The following is a 19,900-nucleotide window of genomic DNA, read 5'->3' as shown; positions in this document are numbered from 1 at the left end:
TTTAAGTGAGAATTACATGGGAAAAGTTCTAATGGCGTTGGCGCTACTCACCTTACCGGGTATAGCGTTGGCTGCGACATCAAATAACACTATCAAGTTTCAGGGTGAAGTGGCCGAGCAGACGTGCATGGTTGATATCAATGGTACTGCTAATACTCCTGTGGTTTTGTTACCTACCGTTTCCACCAGCAACCTCAATCAAGTGAATTCAGTCGCCGGAAAAACCAACTTCACCATCAATCTCACCGGGTGCAACATTGCCATTCAAGACACCAAAATTAGCTCGGTTTTTCAAGGGATGAATGTCACGTCTGCGGGTAATTTGGGTAATGTTGGCACCGCCCAGAATGTTGCTATTCAGTTGCTTGATACAAACGGTGCGCCAATTCGTATGTCTGGCGGCAGCGTAGCTGTACCCGGTATTACGCTGGTCGCTGGTGCAACATCTGCATCACAGGACTTAGCAGCACAATACATTACGGAAGAAGGTCGCGCGACGGCGGGGAGTGTTATTGCTTCAGCCCAATATGCCATCACCTACCCCTGACTATTCGTGAAATCCGAACAGTTTCATGAATAAGTTGGCCAACCGGTAACGGAGCCAAGACAAACCAGAAAAACCAAGGATAAGTAAGCGCTATGACACTGACCGCCCACAAAATTATCGCCTGCTCTTTGCTGCTACTTAGCGGCGTACCCTTATGGGCGAAAGCCAGTGTCGTCATGACAGGGACTCGCATCATTTATCTTGAAGGCACCCGAGAGAAAGTGCTCCAACTCAGTAATAAAGACGAGCATCCAAACTTGGTCCAATTATGGATGGATGACGGCAATAATCAGTCTTCGCCCTCAAAAAGTGATGTCCCTTTCACATTGACACCGCAGATATTTCGTATGGAAGCGCACAGTGGGCAAGTGGTACGTTTATCCTACATTGAGCATAACTTACCCAAAGATCGTGAGTCTGTCTTCTATCTGAATTTTCTACAGATCCCCGCATTAAAAAAAGCGGATACGCAAACTGAAAACAAACTGGTTTTGATTGTCAATAATCGACTAAAGGTCTTTTATCGCCCCGCGGCATTAAAAGAAAACGTCGATACCTTGGGTGAAAAAATCCGCGTCACGCTCGACAGTGCTAACGGCGATAAAATCAAGATACATAATCCTACGGGTTATTATATCAGCCTACGTGATGCCAAACTGGTGAGTGATGGGAAGACAATTTCATTTGCAACCAGTGAGATGTTTGCCCCTAATTCGACGACTGACGTAGCGTTACCCGCTGGCGTCAAAGCCAAAAAAGGCGAATTACTGACGTTGAACGTAGTTAATGACTATGGCACCGATATCTCCAACAATTATCATTTGTAATGCCACCGTGATGATAATCCAGAGTGTGGTTGCCCGCAGGGATAGCCGGTGAGATTTTCTCCCGGTTTTCTCTGTCTACTGACACACGGCCTATTAGTCAGCCATATCGTGTCGGCGGCAGAGGAGAGTAATCAAGACGAATATGTGTTTGAGGATGCATTGTTGCGCGGCTCATCACTCGGCTTGGGTTCTATCTCCCGCTTTAATAAAAAAGACAGTTATGAAGCGGGTAAATACCACGTTGATCTCTTTATGAACAACAAATTTGTCGATCGTGTCGAACTGCTGTTTATCACGAAAGAGAATGCGGTAGTTCCCTGCCTGTCTGTTTCACAACTTCTGCAAGCAGGCGTGAATGAAGAAGCACTGGAAAAAGCCAATCACGACGATAACTGTCTTGATTTCAAAACCATCCTACCTGCCAGTGACTATCGCTTCGATTACGCCAAGCTACGTTTTGATCTCTCCATCCCACAATTGTTTGTTAAGAATGTACCGCGCGGCTATGTTGACCCACGAAATCTTACCGCTGGCGAAACTATCGGTTTTAGCAATTACAACCTAAACCAATATCATGTCGGCTATAACAAAGATGGAATTAAGCGCGCAACCAACTCAAGTTATCTTAGCCTGAACAACGGTATCAACGCCGGAATGTGGCGCTTTCGTCAACAAGGCTCACTACGCTATGACGCGATCCGTGGGGCCAGTTGGACTTCTAATCGGTTATATAGCCAGCGCGCTCTACCCACAATTGGCAGTGAAGTGACCGTAGGTGAAACCTTCAGCTCTGGCCAATTTTTCTCTAGCTTAGGGTTTAGCGGTATCACACTGGCAACCGACGACCGCATGTTACCTGAGTCACTGCGCGGCTATGCGCCAATCGTTCGAGGTATTGCCAGAACCAATGCCAAAGTCACGGTATATCAAAATAACCGGCCAATATACCAAAGCACGGTTTCACCGGGGCCTTTTGAGTTCACCGATTTATCTGCCACCAATTTTGGTGGTGATTTGACGGTTGAGATTCAGGAAGCCGATGGCAGCATAAGTACCTTTCAAGTGCCATTCTCCTCGGTTCCTGAGTCATTACGTCCCGGCTATTCTCGCTATAACTTCGCCGCGGGACAGGTCCGTGATCTCAGTAGTCATGAAGTGTTCAGTGAACTCACTTACCAGCGGGGGATTAACAACGTCATTACTGCCAATAGTGGCCTACGTGTGGCCTCTGGCTATCAAGCCATGATGCTTGGTGGCGTTTTCACCCACTATATTGGGGCTTTCGGACTAGATGCGACCTATTCAAATGCCCGTTTACCGGATGATGAACAGCACGGCTGGATGGCACGCGCCTCATTTAGCCGTACATTTGAAGCCACCAACACCACGTTATCCGTGGCAGGTTACCGCTATTCAACTGAAGGTTATCGTGATTTAAGTGATGTTTTGGGGATAAGGGCCGCCAGCAATGGCAAAGCCTGGACCTCTGGCACCTATCAACAACGCAGCCGGGCCGAGATATCCCTGAATCAGAACTTCAATGATTACGGCTCACTGTATTTAACTGCCTCTTCACAGGATTATCGCAATGCCCGCAAACGGGATACCCAATTGCAGTTAGGCTATGCCAACACCCTGTGGCGCAATACCAGTTTCAACCTTGCGGTTTCACAACAAAAAACGGGGGGGAGCAATGAAACCTACTTTGTCGATCCCGGTAGCGGCATGCCTGCAGCAAACGGTGCAAATTTACTCGCCATTAATGAAACCGTGGTGCAGATGTCTATTTCATTCCCGCTGGGAGGCAGCCCACAGGCACCTTATATCTCTGCAGGTGCCGTCAACAGTAAAGCCAGCGGTGCCAGCTATCAGACCTCATTATCGGGTGTTATGGGCGATGACCAATCTGCAAGTTACAGTATGGATTTCGCTCGCAGCGAGCAAAACAAAGAAAACACCTTTAGTGGGAGTTTACAAAAGCGACTCCCCATCACCAGCTTGAGTGGCAGTGCATCACGCAGTCCAGGTTATTGGCAAGGTTCGGCCAGTGCTCGCGGTGCAGTGGCATTCCACAGCGGTGGTGTCACGTTGGGGCCATACCTGAGTGACACTTTCGCACTGGTAGAAGCCAAAGGTGCCAGTGGCGCAAAAGTGATGTATGGGCAAGGGGCGAAAATTGACCGCTTTGGCTACGCCTTGGTCCCTACCCTGACCCCCTATCGCTATAACACGATTACTCTTGATCCCGATGGCATGGATTTCAATACCGAGCTTCAGGACGGTGAGCGACAAATCGCCCCTTATGCCGGTTCTGCCGTAAAAGTGGCCTTCCGAACCCTCAGCGGATATCCGCTATTAATTACCGTCAAATTGGCCGATGGCAGTCAACTGCCGATGGGGGCGGTGGTTTACAACGCCGCAAGCAAAACCGATAACAATGATGACGCGCCACACCAAGAAGTCGGTCTGGTTGGACAAGCCAGTCAGGCGTATTTACGGGCTGAAAAACCGCGCGGCACGCTCATTCTGGTCTGGGGGGATGCGGCCAATGAACGCTGCCAATTGGATTACGATTTAGGTCAGCCCGATAACGATAAACAGTTGTATAAACTTGATGCCTTGTGTGTCTTCCCCCATTGAATCAGAGAAACAGTATGAACGCTATGACACCCCACGCTGCAACCCTATATCGACACAAACCCCTATTTTGGCGAAGGATACGTTTATTGTTATCCCTCGGGTTGCTCAGTGTGTCGCTACCCGGTTATGCGCAATGTGTCTGGAAAGGGGCCAATATCGGTGGTGATAATTATGGCGCGTCATTGCAGCTAGGCAATATCAATCTAACCAGCAATTACATTCAGCCTGTTGATTCCATTCTTGCCTCCAGTATCGTGAGTTTGGTTCCTGCTCGTTTCTGGTCAGACCCTGAAGCCGTTATCTATGAATGTGATGTGGCCGATAAAGACAGCTTATTCGAGGTTTTTGCCACTAATGGTGATAGCAATGTGGGCGGCTACACCAATATGGGGGATAACTATTTTCAAACGTTTTTCCCTTATACCGCACTGAAGCTGATTCACGTTGACTCAGGCATCGAATTCACTCGCATTTGGCAGCAAGTCCCCTTACGTAAATACGATATCGTCGGCAATAAGATTCAGGTTAAAGGTAAGCATTTCAGCCAAATCCGCGCAGAGTTAAAAAAAGTGGGTTCAGTCGATCGTACTCCCGGCCCTGCCAGTTGGGGATGTTCTGGGCCTGCGGCAGATAACTATTCCGGTAGCTATACCTGCAATCAGCCTAATGGTTATGTTGTTTTCAAAGGCCCGGGCATGCCCGTACCTGAGGCCGGCTATGATTCGGCAACCAATTATCAGACATGGGGAACAGGACGCTATATGGCGTTTGGGATGAATACATCACCCGTGTCAATTCTGACACGCAAAAATACCTGTGTAGTACGCAATGTAACGCCTTATGTGGTTTTCCCCATCATCACGGTGAATGAACTGAACGATAACCAAACACGCAGTGCCGACATTACTGTCGATATTGAATGCCAGGCCGGCACGGAATCGGGCGTTAACAGTGGACAAACCGCTCTCGGGATCCAAACCTCACTACCGGGATATTTGAAGGCGCAAGGATTAGGGCTAGTCAATTCGGCTGGAGGGGTGAGTTATCTACTTTCTGACAACTATGGCACTGACAGCCGTATTGCCACTGGCGTTGGGATCAGCCTGAGTGACAGCAGCGGAGCTATGATGAATTTCGTGGGTTGGGGCGGATGTGTTAAAGATTGCATCTCCACTGCCAGTGCTGGTTGGTATCCGGTTCTTACCGGCGCTAACGCCAATGGTAGCAATGCCACCGGCTTCAACAACTATTCACACAACTTCACCGCTACATTAAAAAAACTGCCTAATAGTACACCTACAGCCGGAAAAGTTGATGCCACTGCATATGTTTTGGTGAAAATACAATGAGATACTTTTACCTATTCTTACTGATATTCACTGTTCATCAACACGCTACCGCCGGTCTAGTCGCTGGGGCAACCCGCATAATTTATCTGCCCGAATCGCGTGAACGCACACTGATGCTGGCCAATACCAATGATTATCCGGTGGTAGTACAAACCTGGATTGATGATGGCGATGTAGATAGCACGCCTGACCAAGCTAAAGCCCCTTTTATGGTGCTGCCCGCGGTCTTCAAGATGCAACCAGGTGCGGCTCAGGGGTTGCGAATCATCAACAAAGGGGACAATCTTCCCACCGACAGAGAGTCAGTTTATTGGCTAAACTTGTATGAAATCCCGCCAAAATCGCGGCACGACACGGAAGCTCATGCTCAAGTGGCCATGGCGATGAACACCCAAATGAAAATTTTCTATCGCCCGCATGGCCTCACGCTAACACCAGAGGAGGCGATGAAGAAAGTCAGTTTTTCCCTACGCGAACAAGATAAAAAATACATTCTCATCGCCAAAAACCCCACCCCCTACCATGTTTCGTTCGGCCAAATGCAATTGCATAATAGACAAAAAAATCAACAACAAAGTCATACTATCGCGCAAGAGATGGACATGATGGTCTCCCCTTTTGCTGAACGCCAATATCAGTTTGAACATCAACCCACTTCACTCAACGGTGAGCTAACACTGGACTATATTTACTTTGATGATGCGGGTAATCAGGTCAAAAACAGTCAGTTAGTAAAAGTGACGCGGTAACACAATAGAGAAAAGGTGTACAAAAATAGACAAGTTTGCTGAAAAACAAGCCAATAAGCTCATTCTCTCAGCAAACGCACATTTTTGGTGTTTTTCTACTTTGACAAACTCCACCACCCCCGCTATTATTCGCCTCGTTCACACGATTCCTCTGTAGTTCAGTCGGTAGAACGGCGGACTGTTAATCCGTATGTCACTGGTTCGAGTCCAGTCAGAGGAGCCAAATTCAAGTCAATGGAGTTCCATCGAACTCCATTACTTATCTGCAAAACGCTTGTTTCCCACAAAATGTAATTCGTCAATTACCCATGCAGTTCGATGACTCCTATATCATTCATTGTGGGCTTCCTTACGTTCTGCCCTATTCCGCCCTTCTCGGTACTGGTAATAAATCCTTAGTCTTTCTAATCTGACAACCGTGTAAGAGGTTAGTGTGTTACTGGCTTCGTATCCGCAGACTGGACCAGCAACGCATACCGGCTCAGTAATTGCGTGAACCGGCTATCTATCTGTTGGCGTAGAGCCGAAGGTGGTGTTTGTCCTGAAGTAGATTGAGCTTGATACTGACGCAGCAGTTCTTCCAGCGGTAATGTTTTTTCTAGCGGTTGCTGAATGGAAAAAACCACCGATTTCAGCTCAGAAACCGTCATATAGCGCCCTTTCTTCTCATCCAGCCCATTCAGACGTTCAGCAAGTTGACGTAAACGTTCTTGCGCCAGTGCAAATTGTTCCAACTCAGCCACGGGGGCGGCGGCAGCTTCTCGCTGTTGTTGCCACCAAGCATTCAGCCGCTTGACCTCTTGACTGGCCGGCCAAAGTTGTTGCGCCTGTGACAACAATCCATCACCTTGCACCTGTGCCCACAATGGTGGCAGCTGGGTTAGTTGCTCTAACAGTGAACCCGTGCCCTGTAATACAGGTTCAGCCAAAGCAGCCAATGCTGTATCCGAAGTATGTGTTTTCAATTCATCCATTGATTTGGTAGGCAGAGATGCAGGTAAAGGTGCGGTACTGGCCAGCAACGCCTCCTGTAACGGATGAGATGATACTGATTGCCAGATAAAGAAACCACCGGCGACCAGAACTGCCATCAACGATAAGCCAGCAACAAAACCATGACTCGCTTTCCAACGAGGAGGGGGCGGCGAAGGTGGCGACAATTCTACCTGAACACGTGCCGGTGTCGGTTCGTTGACAATATAGACCAATGGTTCACTGACGGCCGACGACGTGAATGTCGGTTCGGGGTGAGATTCTGGGGCTGATATACCGACATGCCGCGTGGGTATGCTCAATCGGTCAGAGGTATCAGAGGCTGCCTCAGCACTTTCCAAACGCAATGCAGCGTTATGTAACATCAGACGAACACCGTCCAGTTTACTCAGGTGTTTAAGCTCCAGCGTTTGCAACTGGGTACATAATTGTTCCAGAGCGCGTTCTGCCCGATAAATCAGTGCCAAATCACCGTAGCACGGTGTCATTGTCCGCCAGACTTGCTGCAACCGGCTACTTAGCCATGCCAACAACTCAACCCGGGCATGTGTTTGCGGTGGCCACAATGCAGTCCACTGATGGGAGACTAACCCCGCCAGCAATTCCAGCCCTTCACATAGCCCAGCAAGACCGGCAATGTGCGTCCGGGCCAGTGTAAAATCAACCGTGGTCTGCAATTCAACCCCGTTCTGGCGAAACAACGCCAAACACAGTTGCTCAACCCTACCCCAATCAACATCCGGGCGAGCCGGATGATGTAACTTGCCAATTTCGTCACGTAAGGCGCTAAATTCAGCAAAATGGCGGGGATCTCCGCCGGTTTTTAGGTGTTGTTCAGGTAAGAATGTCATGGTAATAACTCAAGAAGGGTAAAAGTATCCGAAGGTCAGCACAATGACACTCGGGGTCACGGTACTGTAGCTATCTGGGTATCGAAGTCATGCCCAGCCTAATATCTATCAATGATATTCAGTGAGTCATTTCTCTTCCTGTAGACCTGTCCAAACATCGCTCTGTAACAGGTTCCCAATACGCATTGAGATTCCGACTATTTGCACATTGTGCCCGCACATCCGGAGGTGGAGATATCGCAGGTAATACAGAACTCTTGGCATTTTGTTCGTTCACCGCTCTCCCCATTTCCGCAGTTCTTGTTCCGTTCTCTTTTTTCTCAGAACGTGACTTTGCTTTTTTAACCGGGGTTGGCGTTGCATCCTGGCCAAAATAATCAACCTGCCGACTTCGACCACCATGACAGTGATACTCACCCGTTTTGCGGTTACTATGACAGCCCTCGGCGTTGGTTCGCCCGGAATGTGCCATTGATGGCGTACTGATAATGACACTGAGCAGTAGCGCCAGTCTGATGCTGGTGTGCAGTTTCATCGAAATATCCTTATCAGAAACAGAAATAAAGAGTGTGGACTCCAGCGTCCAGAATCCGATAACGCACTTCAGACTCTCATTGTTTTATCAAGATATTGGTGTTTAAGATGACGGATCAACACCCTTCCTTCCGGCATAAATGCCGTACCGTAACGCACCAGCCCAAGCCCTTTCAATTCAGCCTCAATGGCGTACTCCAAATGGCCGGGGGCGGTCTGCGGCAACAGCAACACCTGCAAACTTTTCAGCCGTGGCTCGTATTTCAATAATACATTAGAGAGGGTATCTATCAGTTGGTGTGCAGAACCGGGCATACCTTGTAATATCTTAGTCATATCAGGCAACCCATAATCAGGTAGATGTGAAATAGCTCCGGCTCGGGAATTCAAGATACGTTGGATATTATCCAGTACCGATAAGATGACTTGTTCTTCTTCATTCGCAGCATCGAGTGGTAAATCACCCGTGAAATTACCAGTGAGGAGCTCATATAAGGAGGGGGAGCTTGGGTTCATATATCTACCTGACTGAATATATATTACATTGATAACATGTCAGTGCAAAAAAACCACTGACTTAATTCATATAAAAATTATCACCATCGTGACTTTCAGTGAAATAACACTTAATCATAATAAAAAGTCATAAATATAAATAGCCAGCGGGACTGGCATAAGAAATAAACTTAGCCATCACCTTAATTTATTTCTTAACGGACTATGTTAATTTCACTATAAAATTAATTTATAAAAAATTCAATAAACTATCGGAGCAACGATGGAGTATAACTTAACTTAATGACTTCACTTTTAGTTACAAACACTCTATTTAATCAAACCAATACTGGACATAACCTCTACTTAATCTAATTCTGTATTATCAACTATTTTTCTTTTTATGAATTTTATTTTCAACAGCAATACTTAACATCACAAAAAAATACCCCATACAACCAGATAAGAACATCAATATTACTCTGAGAGGATTTGTTCCATACCATGTGACAAACATAAATACAAAGACTAACGCTATCATTATTAATGAAGATTTTACTTTCAGAAATGCAGAAAAGAAAACAGCAGGTATTACTACAAAAATCATATAAAACATAACGAAACCTAATGTTACCCCTCTGCTCTGAGGTTTAAAATTGCCCATATACAACTCATAGCCTAGTTGATGGATAGAGAAAACAACAAAACACCCCATCAATGCGATGATAATCTTGAACACAAATTTTTTATTTATTCCAGATCCCATATTTTTCTAGTCGCAAAAATAAAAACATATCCATTTATCACACTCCCCGCCATCAATATAACCCTGAGTGGATGCAATGAGTACCATTCAAAAAACAAATAACACATTCCAAAAAATAAAATCGCAAAGCCCATTCTAAATTCCGCAAACAAAGCTACAAATAAAACAGGGGATGCAATCAATAAAAAATAGAAAGATATAAATATCATTCCAACACTTCTGTGGGAAGTAACATCAAACATACTCATATACAAGGTCGAGCCAAGAATGTAACTACCAATCATAATAACCATTGATATAACAAAAATTATTAATTTTAAAAAAACTTATTTTTTACTCCAGACACCATACTGTTCTAACACCTATTCCGATATACGTTCTACCAGAAGTGCTAATTGTTCTAAGTTTAAAGTTCAGTCATTAAAGGAAGGAAACCCAGATCAAGAAGTTTGATCTCAACATCATTAGCCTTGCCTATATGTTCTTTATTATTTCCATCAAAAACATCTTCAGTTGAAACAATGATAGTTCCTTTTTGTTGCCCTTCATGTATGACAGGCACAACTCTTGCCGCTTCTGGAATTAATTCCGGCAGGAGAATAAATGGGATATATACCATCCAGCCACATGATATTCTATCTGGGAACACTTTTTTAAAGACCTCAGTATATCCAACATCTTTTGTGATTATTTCAGGAAAACTATAACCAGCAGATTCCACATATAAATTCGTACAATTATTATTAACTTTCAAAAGGTAATCTAAAAACCGGAGCATTGTATCCACATTAATTTTTTGTTCATTCAAATCAACATAGAAACTGATAACAATACTGAGTGGATTATTTCTGCGCCCTAGACTGGAATATGATGGATAACAATCGATACCACAGCTATCTTCATCTGGACTACCATCCCATATACCTGTGGTCCAGTTAGGATAGTCTTTTTCGTATTTTTTTCCCCAACGAACCAATACTTCTTTTGAAATATCGTCCTCAATAAAAACCTGATGTTGTAGGGCCTGTTTTCTCGAGTATCCTTGTTCATACCATTTTTTTTTAGTTCCCAACATCAAATCTAATTGTTGGGTGATCCCTTTAAAAATAGTAGCTAATGTCATGGGGCGTATTGGTGTTTCACAACCAAACTCTTGCACTATTCTGAAATCTAACTTCATGGCTGATACCTTACAATAATATCTTTCATCCCGGAAAACATACTTTGAAAATAAGCGTAGCTAATAGGCTGCATAAAGATCCAGATAACTTTTAAAGGCTGATTAACGGTTGTGACTGCCTGATGCCGTGATGCTTGGTTAATTGCGCTTCTATCACCCTGCCACCAAGATTTTTTCTGTCGGGAACTAATGAAAAACTGATCATACCTCGCTTTCGCCTCCCAGAACTGACACAGTTTATCTTTCCAGCCGTCAAATGAAACACCACAGTACTTAAACTCCTGAATCTGCTGCGTTTCAGAGTTATAAAATGTGCCGCAAATGCGCGTCTGGTAACTTATGGTAATAATGCTCCAGCGCGAGCAACGTCTTACCATAGGTAATACTTTTCCTTCCGGGGGACAGTTTTTACACGTTTTTTCGTCGGTTTTGGCCTGTGCTCCCGTGTTGGCCTGTGCTCGCGTTTTGGTATCCGCACCCTCATAACTCACGGTTTCCGAATGATCCATATCGTCTTCCCAGAAATCACCGTGAGTTTCAGCGCTGACAGCTATTGGCTCATGTAGAGCAGGATCGTAAGCTTTCCCCTGGTAATCAAATCCGCCTTTGCTGCTGCTCCATGCCCCTCCATAAGTAGGATCCGACATACCGTAATCGTCCCAGCCTCCGTCACTTCCTGACATTGGGTATGTAGGCGAGCCAATTGCACCGCCCGCTGCTCCTGCACTACCTGTCGCAACTCCTGTCCCTATACCAATGAAGGCCATCAGAGTCCTCTCCTTTCCCTGTTTATCACCACATGTTTAAAATCTTTCAGGCGCTGATCCGCTGAATAGCCGTTGTAAGTTTTCAGCCATTTTTCCACTTCAGGTTTCTGATAAAACTCCGGATAAAAAACCTCCAGTCGCAAAAAATCCCGCCTCACGTTTTTTTCACTCAATTGCAACGTGTTTGCATAGTCCAGCGCTTTCCTCAGGCGGGCGAGGAATATGTCATCCGGTTCTTTTATGACCGGGTATTTCTTCTTCAGTTTTTGAGCTGTATCTCGGACAAAATCATCGTCCTCCATTTTATTAACTTCGGTGCACTGCTCTTCCGTCAGTTTCAGCATATAAATTCCTTTTGCTTCAATGAATAAACGCGTTTATCCACAGTGGAGTACCATTGAGCGATATCCTTGGTTAATTTCCAGTGTTGCTGTTCGTTCAGTTGCTCACCGAGCCTGACCTGAACTCTAGGATCCTGAAGACGCAGCAAAGCAATTCTCCCATCAGGCAGTTCAGCATTCAGGCACTGTTGTAAATGTGCTAGTAGCTCAGAGAGTGATAATGCAGACAGGATCCAGGATACGGCTGGCAAATGTTGTTCAAGTTCTGTTAACTGTTCTCTGAACGCCATAGCCGTGCGCATATCAATCAGCCAGGGCCCTGCGAAAGCAATTCTGGAATCAGGATATTTATCAAATAATGGCAGGACAGCACTATCAGTGGTTTGAAGCGCCTCACCATAGTGGCGCTCATACTGGAGGCCATCTACCAGGGCAAACAACGAGGTTCTTGTCGATGCGATCAACTCCTGGCTTGCAAGGCTGAAACTCATATTCATGACTCACCTCTAACAACAAAAGTATCGCCATTCATCGCAGCCTTCATCAGGCAACTGAGGCAAATACCACTCCCTGCCACCGCCTGAAATGGCATTGTCGCTGCTGCCGTCATCGCCGTCCTTTTCACTTTCCGCACATATTGGCTTGTCGTGCCGTACTCTATTTTCCCTGGCTCGATTTTCAGGTAACTGCCGCCACCGTTGAGCGTGATGCGTTTTTTACCCGCAAATAAAATGTCATCGGCTGAAGTGAAGGTGAGTTTCTGTTCGGCAAATAGCCGCATATTGCCATTCTGGGCCTGCATCTCAACCGGACCTTCCCCCGACTTCAAGCTTAACTGCCCGCTACGGGCAAACAGCCCCAGTTTATCGCCGGTCAGCACCGTCATATTGCCCATCACACCGGCACTGATATCGCCTCCGGCATTGATCACCACATTGTCACGGGCACTTAGCTGCATATCTTCACCACTGGTGAGCGCCACGCCCTGTGGGGCCGAGAAATGAATAACCTCATTGAGTGGCTCCAGCCGCTGCGTAAACATCGCCCTCTGGCTATCAATATCAGCCTTGAGCGCTTCTGCCTGTCTGGCGGCAGCTTCCAGCTGTTCTATCTGCTGCTGAAGGTGATCTATCTCTTTCAGCGCGACATCCATATCCAATACTTGACCAGCTGCTTTCTGCTGCCCATCGGCACTGACAAACAACCCTTTAGCCGCACGTATTGCGCCGTATTCATCGGTGCGTAACTCTGCGCCCATCCCACGTGCTTTCCCCTGCGCATCCACCAGATGGCCGTGACTCAACTGGGTTTTGCCAAATTCGGTGGCGAACTTGATATGCTCCTCGCCACGTTTGTCTTCCATCCGCAATTTTGTATTGGCAGGCGTCCTGAGAATATTGCGGGTGTGGTTATCTCGGGTGACGTGATCTGGATATTCTGAGTCGTGAAGTGCATAGGCAATATAGGGTAAATCAATATCGCCTTTACTGAACGCTATCGCCACCTCTGCACCATCGATCAGTGGGGTATGCCAGCCATAAGTTTCACCGGTATACGGCTTCGCCATTCGTAACCATAAATAGGCAAACCCTTGTTCCGTGCCGTTACGGTCAACATCCAGTTTGACTCGGTAGCGGCCCGTATCATCCAGCCAAGCATACGGGTCGTTCTTCTCTCGGCTCTCTATTCTTGCTGGGAGTGTGCCGTGGATTTGTGGACGCGCAATTACTGTCGGGCGAAAACAATAACGCTCACTGTACGGCATGCCCCACACCGAAACATGCAGGCGGGAATCTCGGGCGGCGCTGAAAGTGGTGAGTGTGATAACCACGCCTTCTTTCATGGCTTCAATCACATTCCCTTGCGGCTCTAATACCATACCCGGTGTCAGGCTGGACGCATTACTGAACAAATGAAGACGGGCGGATTGATTTAGCTCACGCTCATGATGAAGTCGGGCATAAAACGCACCACTTTCCGTTTCCGGTTCGGGGTCTGTATCATCACCGGCCGTCAAATAAGGGGCGCCGTAATAGTAATATTCACCGGTGGTCACCGTATCGTTACGCACATCGACAGTGGCATCCAGTGGCGTCATGGCTAAACGATAGTTGTAGTCACGGGTGCTGACACCCTGAGTGACAACATGATGCCAACTGCGGACATTCCAAACAGACTCCACAGCACCATCGTCAAGGCCCGAAGGTTCGCGATAAGGAAGACGCACATCAAACTGGTAATGTAACTGGCTGTCGGCAAATATCAGCATCTCCTGTTCCGTCGCTGACTGCATTTCAGAGCGGAACCAAATACCCACTTCAGACAGTAACCGCTGAATAAACTGTAAATCCGTTTCCCGCCATTGGGTTATCAATTCTCGCGACGGGTATGTCCGTTCAAGGCGAAAGTCAAAGTCTGGCCCTTCCAACCCATGTTGACGAAGGATCCCTTCCACGACTTCAGGCACGGACTGATTCAGGAAAACTCCACTGCTTCGAGTGTGAGAAAGTAACGCAAGTCGGGATTCAAGGATGACACGGTAGTGCGACTGGTCAACAGAGGTGGACAACCATTCCAGTTGAGTGAGCACCCCGTAAACCACTTTGCCGCTGCGCATCCGCAAAGTGGCATACTTCATCAGGATTTGCTCAGGCGGAATATTCATCGCCGGAACGGTAAATTCAATATCCCAGCTAAAAGGTGTGTTTAACGCCTCACGCCCGCGAAAGCGCAATACATCCGGTTTCACTGTGCTGTCGTTAATTTCCAGCACATAGTCGGACTGACCATCAAAAAGCCGTAACCGGTTATCCATAACGTTATCCCTTTATCGGCACCAGTGATAATCCATTGCTACCCAATTCAATGGTGCGTGGTTTGTCTGGGTCAAGTTCATCTCGGCTCAGCACCAGACGCCAAGTGTTCTCTTTCATGTCGGGACGATTAAACAACCCTATGATGGCAACAAATTGCGTGTTTTCATCCATTGGCATGTCCAGTGTGACGTTGCCTTTCGGCATCACCAGTAAAGACCGCGAGGCCAGAATATCGTCTTTAAGCACCGTATCAGCATTACGCAGCAGGGTCTGATAGTCGGCCGAATCCACATTCTTTCTATCTTTCAGTTGATACACTCGCACCATCGTCGATAACGGTGTTTGCTCACCGTCAGCATTAATCGCTGCGCGGGGAGAAAAATCCAAATGCAGCGTTTTTATCTGTTTATAAAAAATGGATTTCGTCAAATTAACGGTTCCATCCTTGACGGTCTGAGTCAAACCACAACCCGCCAGCAGGACACTCAGGGTCAGGAGAAGCAGCCGCCATCCAGTGACTAGTGTTGCCATTCAGAAATTCCTTTTATTGAGTCATGAAAATAGGGGGAGTTATTCAAAGCGGTAATGACCATCTTCTGCCGGAGGCAAAGGCGCGCATGTCAGCCCTTCATAGCAACCCAAGCTGACTGTGATAAATTGTCGGTTATCGTTGAGTTTTCCATTCTTCAGTCCAAGCAAGCCAGTGCGCCCCAATTGGATACGTCGGTTCTTTTCAAGCCGAGGCTCAGGCAGCAGTTTGACGGGCACGGTTAGGCGCAAACGTACATCACTCCGATAACCCAAGTAGACTCGCATTAGTGCCAGTAAATCGGTATGTAGCGATCCGCCGGGAAGCCAACCGTTAGCTTCTGCTGGATTAGACGTCAACAGTGTGACCTTTACGCGACTGTTAGCCTCTTTGGCTGTTTTACCTAATGTCGCCCGCTGCGATAACGACACTCTATTTTCGCGACTCAAACGACTGCGAGGGGTCACGTGGATTTTAACCGGATCATGCTGAACAACCGTGGCTTCAGTATCTGGTGCCAGTAGATTGACCAATGCACGGATCCCTTCGGCATTACGTGTGGGTAACCTCATCGTGCCTAATAGCGCTAAAAAACGGGAAACTGGCGTAGCGATGTGTTCTGCCGTACCAGGAATACCCAGCCCCACTAGCCCCAACAAGCATTGAGAAGTTGCGTCTGTACCACCCGCCTCAAACGTCGCAGGGTAGGCATACTTTCGCCAAATACGATAATACTGGGTGGTGATGCGATGATTAAATATATCCAGAAATGCCGTTAGGGCTTCATGTCCTTCTCGGCGTAAGGCTATATCATCCAAATACGTACTAGGTAACGGGGAGTCCACACCGTACATGCCAAGAAATGTGGTCCGTACGGTGGGCGGTAAATCTGGATTATCTTCTTCGGTTTCAACGACTTTTAACTCGCTAACTGGAAATCCCATTCCCGGCCATGGGCGAAAGCGCACAGGATCGGTTCCTGGGTGGCTAGTCCCCCCAAGTAAAGGAGAATTCGGCGAGGCCTGCTCTAACAACTGACAAAATCGATAAAAGTTAACGCGCCAGATATCTTGACTTAATGCTTGTGTCAGCCCGGTACGTGCTGACTGTGGTTCTCGCACCATCTCAGTCGTTTCCCTGTGGGTTGCAACACCAGAGTTAACTGGTTGAAAAGATGTATATCGGCGTAGAGTGCGAAGAAGCGATGCAACATTTCACCAAATAAATTCACATCACCAATACCCGCAAAATTATCCAGATTGAGGGTCACTTCGATATCCACGCCTCTTAGCATGAACCCCCGCTCAAAACGGCGAATAAGCGTGTGTTTTACCGCGACAATCGCCTCCAGACGGCGGCGATTCATCTCATCATCCGTCCAGTCGTAGAGCGCCAAAGTCCCTCGGAGTACCTCTGGGTTATCCATCATACTGAGGAAGTTTGAACCTAGGTGGCTCATTACCCGCCAGTGAAAGCGATCATTCGCTGGAGGGTACAGCGGCAGACTTGGTGCCGACAGGTTGAGCACTCGAACCGGCACTTTGCCCGTTTTTACCACCCGATCCAGTAGGGTACTTTCCAGTGCTTTACGGGGCAGTTGGCCGTTAGTGCCAGTAATGCGCATGGAGAGCGATTCTGGTTTTTCTGCCAGTTGCTCCATTTCAAAGGAGCGCCCACCGAGGATAAGCCAAGTATCGTACAAGCCTGATGCCCCCCGTTTAACACGGGTATGATAGTAACGCTCCGGCGCATCGTGACGCATCATGCCACCTCGATGACGAAAACTGGTAAAGGGCACGTACGCATGTTTCCCGTTTTTAACCGCGCCATGGATATTGTCTACGCTATATATTTCGGTATGCCCATCCTGAAGACGCAGCGGCCGCAAAAGATATTCGTTATCCAAGGGGTTGAGTGTCAACGGATCGGCTTCTAGGGTGAAGAGATTGATCACGGGAGCACAATGCAAACGAAAGTTTTCAGTCTCAAACGGCAAGTCAGACGACCAAGCTTCATTGAGTACAATGTCAATTTCGAACCAGTTGTTATCTGGCGTCAGGCCAATGGTTTCTAACCCATGCAGCTCCACAAACATAAACTTCGGCCGAAAGCTAAAATACTCCAGCAATAACTGATAACCGCTAAAAGCAGACTCGGCTTTAGGCCACAACCTGTCTTTATCGTCAAAGCCCATGGGTTTGCACCAACCATCAAACATTCGGCGTTCTGTACGTGTTCCCGCATGACGGGCATACATAGCATGAACATTGCGGGTTAATGCCAGATGCAGTGCAGAGCTAACAGGACTTTCTGCATGGAGATAAATGGCCACTTTATCTATCCCCGCTTTCGCCCAGTCCGTCTTTTCCGTGCATTCAAAACGTAGGCGTATGGCAGAACGTCCATCGGTTTCTGTCTGTAACTGCGCATCAGCAAGGTGTATTGGTTGAAGTGTGACATCCCGAGTGGTGCGGTATTGGCAATGGGTTTTATGTTGCCCTACAGGGCGGGACAAAACAGAAAAGCCCTCCGTCAATGACTCGGCTTGGCGTAAGTTACGCCAATCGGGTGAAAACTCGACAATTGCCAAGGACGGAATAGTGCGCATGTAATGTGGCCAGAGCAGGCTGACTAGCCCTTCCGTGAGCTCAGGTAGATCGTCATCAAGTTTTTCACGCATGCGGCCCATGAGGAAAGCGAAGCCTTCGAACAGGCGTTCCACATAGGGGTCTCGACCGCCTGGTTTATCCAAGTTAAGCATGGCTGCTCGGTCTGGATGGGCGCGGGTAAATTCTTTACCGGCTTCACGCAGATAGCGCATTTCGGCTTCATAGTAGCGCAGCGTTAAATCATCCATGCCTAGGGCTCCTAAAAATCATCAAAGAAAAAATAACGTTAGCCACAAAGCACCATCGCTCGAGCCGGATCGATGGCAATAAGACCGGCCATCAATGTTTCCATTTCTGGTGTCAGTCGAGCTTTATCAGACTCGCTACGACCTGCTTTCATACGCAATAATTTCAAACGGCGAGCCTGCACTTCAAACAGTAAAGCCGGTTCCCAATCACTGAGCGTCAAGTGCGGCCCTGTCACGGCGAGTTCTCCGAGTAAATACAATGCCATATCGTTACGCCCATATTGTTCTGCCACCCTTGCCATCAGCAGCCGTATTAGCCAACGATGACGGGGGGCGTCCATACCTGGGCGTGTCTGTAGCCAAGTTATTGCGGCTTCTGGGCCCTCGCTATCCCCTTTTTCCATGGCCTCGGTTTCTAGCGTAAGCACATCATCAGCTTGGCTATTGGCAACACTGACCGGCGTATCATGGAAGGTCAGTTTATCTTCGCTCACTTTCTCGTTAATCCAGCTCAGGGTGACCTCATCGGCAAATGGAGTGCCATCGTTCCAAGCTAAAGTTTCCAATGCAGGAAGACGTTTCAGGAACAACCGTAGATCGAGCAAAATATATTCAGACCATGCATCCCAGGGCTGGCCAGCTCGATTTAACCCCTGCCAGAGGTACCACTGAACGTCGAGCCAAAAATGGTTCACACCTTCGCAGTACATCTGGCTAGCCTGCTCAACCAACTCTGCCCAACTCTGCTGACGATATAGGCGTTTGAGCTGTGCACGGTACTCCGGTTTTGGTGGTTGAAGTCGGGTACGACCGCTGGCATCCAAGGCTGGAATTTGGTCGACCGTATCCCAACGCACTGTTTTCATCAGCCGGTGTGAAGCAAGCCAACCGTGCGGTTGCTCCCCGAGCCAGCGGGAAAGTAATTTTGTCTGATCCAGTAAATCACGGCCTGACTGGACGGTAGACAACTGAGGAGAATGGCGGGTAACGACGGTGGATGCTGGCTCTTGAGTGCTACTATTTTGCGGCACAAGCGCCCCCAGCCCACCGGAACGCGCCAAACGATTTTCAAGTGCAGTGCACAATCCAGCAAAAGAAGGTTGTTCATTCTCCGGCCAATGACTGACCGCAACATGCAGATGATAGAGCGCACCAGCCGTTAACTCCGCATCCGCACGCGCTACCTCTGGCCATAGCGCAAGGCTATCGAGCACTTTTGCACTATTAAGCCACTCCAGTGCGCTCTTACGAGCAACAGGGCGTAGCGGATAGCAGAGGGAACCAAAGCGAGTTATCATCGCCGACAGCAATGTTAACCCCTCTGCCAGCCCTTTTTCCCCATCACAATGAAGACGTGCTTGAATGTACCAAGTCACTACGCGGATATCTTTGGCAGTCTGACAAAGGAGTTTCTCTGCTAGTTGGCACAATAGTTCTGGGCTGGCCCCTGAAAGCTTGTTGATCTCCTCTCTCATCGACTGAAAATCGTCTTGATAAGCGGGATCTTCACCGGCATCAGCCTCAGGGCTGATGGGCATCAACCAGCTACTCCATAGGGATGAGGCATTTTCAGCAAGGGAGAGTAATTTCTGTTGTTCGGCCTTATCTGCTGCGCATACGGCTAATAATACTTCCGGTGAACTCATGCTTTTCCCCGCT

Annotated in this window: 18 protein-coding genes and 1 tRNA gene; 6 read left to right on the top strand and 13 right to left on the bottom strand. The window is 47.7% G+C overall.

Annotated features, from left to right (window positions below; genetic code table 11):
• Positions 1-16: 16 nt before the first annotated feature.
• The 6 genes from HUZ92_RS13310 (at position 17) to HUZ92_RS13285 (ending at position 6,335) form a co-directional block, all read left to right on the top strand.
• The gene (locus HUZ92_RS13310) at positions 17-547 is read left to right on the top strand and encodes a fimbrial protein (RefSeq protein ID WP_050101869.1); all 531 of its coding nucleotides are present in this window, start codon (positions 17-19) and stop codon (positions 545-547) included.
• Between the two features lie 92 nt (positions 548-639).
• A complete protein-coding gene (locus HUZ92_RS13305; protein WP_050101870.1) occupies positions 640-1,374 on the top strand; it encodes a fimbrial biogenesis chaperone in 735 nt (244 codons plus the stop codon).
• Between the two features lie 48 nt (positions 1,375-1,422).
• Positions 1,423-4,014 carry a fimbria/pilus outer membrane usher protein gene (locus HUZ92_RS13300; RefSeq protein WP_145579725.1) on the top strand — a complete coding sequence of 864 codons (2,592 nt, stop codon included), beginning with the start codon at positions 1,423-1,425 and terminating at the stop codon, positions 4,012-4,014.
• Positions 4,015-4,028: 14 nt separating this feature from the next.
• A complete protein-coding gene (locus HUZ92_RS13295) occupies positions 4,029-5,363 on the top strand; it encodes a fimbrial protein (protein WP_050101872.1) in 1,335 nt (444 codons plus the stop codon).
• Entirely contained in the window at positions 5,360-6,112 is a 753-nt protein-coding gene (locus HUZ92_RS13290) for a fimbrial biogenesis chaperone (protein WP_050101873.1), read from the top strand. Before HUZ92_RS13295 ends, HUZ92_RS13290 begins: the two co-directional genes overlap by 4 nt.
• 147 nt (positions 6,113-6,259) lie before the next feature.
• Positions 6,260-6,335 (top strand) — tRNA-Asn (locus HUZ92_RS13285).
• A gap of 205 nt (positions 6,336-6,540) precedes the next feature.
• Here the strand turns inward: HUZ92_RS13285 and HUZ92_RS13280 are convergent.
• The 13 genes from HUZ92_RS13280 to tssA form a co-directional block, all read right to left on the bottom strand.
• Positions 6,541-7,956 carry a VasL domain-containing protein gene (locus HUZ92_RS13280; protein WP_145579724.1) on the bottom strand — a complete coding sequence of 472 codons (1,416 nt, stop codon included), beginning with the start codon at positions 7,954-7,956 and terminating at the stop codon, positions 6,541-6,543.
• A 118-nt stretch (positions 7,957-8,074) separates the two neighbouring features.
• Positions 8,075-8,491 (bottom strand): DUF1283 domain-containing protein, encoded by a 417-nt coding sequence (locus HUZ92_RS13275; RefSeq protein ID WP_174846835.1) that lies wholly within the window; start codon positions 8,489-8,491, stop codon positions 8,075-8,077.
• A 68-nt stretch (positions 8,492-8,559) separates the two neighbouring features.
• Positions 8,560-9,006, bottom strand: coding sequence for a type VI secretion system baseplate subunit TssE (gene tssE / locus HUZ92_RS13270; RefSeq protein ID WP_050098405.1), 447 nt, complete (start codon positions 9,004-9,006; stop codon positions 8,560-8,562).
• Between the two features lie 364 nt (positions 9,007-9,370).
• Positions 9,371-9,751, bottom strand: coding sequence for a hypothetical protein (locus HUZ92_RS13265; RefSeq protein ID WP_050098406.1), 381 nt, complete (start codon positions 9,749-9,751; stop codon positions 9,371-9,373).
• A gap of 406 nt (positions 9,752-10,157) precedes the next feature.
• Positions 10,158-10,931 carry an Imm52 family immunity protein gene (locus HUZ92_RS13260; protein WP_050098408.1) on the bottom strand — a complete coding sequence of 258 codons (774 nt, stop codon included), beginning with the start codon at positions 10,929-10,931 and terminating at the stop codon, positions 10,158-10,160.
• A complete protein-coding gene (locus tag HUZ92_RS13255; RefSeq protein ID WP_050098409.1) occupies positions 10,928-11,698 on the bottom strand; it encodes a Tox-REase-5 domain-containing protein in 771 nt (256 codons plus the stop codon). Before HUZ92_RS13255 ends, HUZ92_RS13260 begins: the two co-directional genes overlap by 4 nt.
• Positions 11,698-12,042 (bottom strand): hypothetical protein, encoded by a 345-nt coding sequence (locus HUZ92_RS13250; protein ID WP_032820011.1) that lies wholly within the window; start codon positions 12,040-12,042, stop codon positions 11,698-11,700. Before HUZ92_RS13250 ends, HUZ92_RS13255 begins: the two co-directional genes overlap by 1 nt.
• Positions 12,036-12,536, bottom strand: a complete 501-nt coding sequence (locus HUZ92_RS13245; RefSeq protein ID WP_050098410.1) for a DUF4123 domain-containing protein — start codon at positions 12,534-12,536, stop codon at positions 12,036-12,038. Before HUZ92_RS13245 ends, HUZ92_RS13250 begins: the two co-directional genes overlap by 7 nt.
• Positions 12,533-14,854: a type VI secretion system Vgr family protein gene (locus HUZ92_RS13240; protein ID WP_145579723.1), complete on the bottom strand. Its 2,322-nt coding sequence runs from the start codon at positions 14,852-14,854 to the stop codon at positions 12,533-12,535. The genes HUZ92_RS13245 and HUZ92_RS13240 overlap by 4 nt, the downstream gene beginning before the upstream one ends.
• A 4-nt stretch (positions 14,855-14,858) precedes the next feature.
• Positions 14,859-15,386, bottom strand: coding sequence for a type VI secretion system lipoprotein TssJ (tssJ, locus tag HUZ92_RS13235; protein WP_145579722.1), 528 nt, complete (start codon positions 15,384-15,386; stop codon positions 14,859-14,861).
• Between the two features lie 39 nt (positions 15,387-15,425).
• Positions 15,426-16,508: a type VI secretion system baseplate subunit TssG gene (gene tssG, locus HUZ92_RS13230; protein WP_050140771.1), complete on the bottom strand. Its 1,083-nt coding sequence runs from the start codon at positions 16,506-16,508 to the stop codon at positions 15,426-15,428.
• Entirely contained in the window at positions 16,472-18,241 is a 1,770-nt protein-coding gene (gene tssF, locus HUZ92_RS13225; protein WP_050098414.1) for a type VI secretion system baseplate subunit TssF, read from the bottom strand. The genes tssG and tssF overlap by 37 nt, the downstream gene beginning before the upstream one ends.
• 38 nt (positions 18,242-18,279) lie before the next feature.
• Positions 18,280-19,887, bottom strand: coding sequence for a type VI secretion system protein TssA (gene tssA, locus HUZ92_RS13220; protein WP_145579721.1), 1,608 nt, complete (start codon positions 19,885-19,887; stop codon positions 18,280-18,282).
• Positions 19,888-19,900: the final 13 nt, after the last annotated feature.

It is taken from the genome of Yersinia vastinensis, from assembly GCF_902726565.1.
In the GTDB taxonomy this organism is placed as follows: Bacteria; Pseudomonadota; Gammaproteobacteria; order Enterobacterales; family Enterobacteriaceae; genus Yersinia; species Yersinia vastinensis.
Note: the sequence above shows the minus strand (reverse complement) of the source record. Positions and strands in the feature narration are given on the sequence as shown.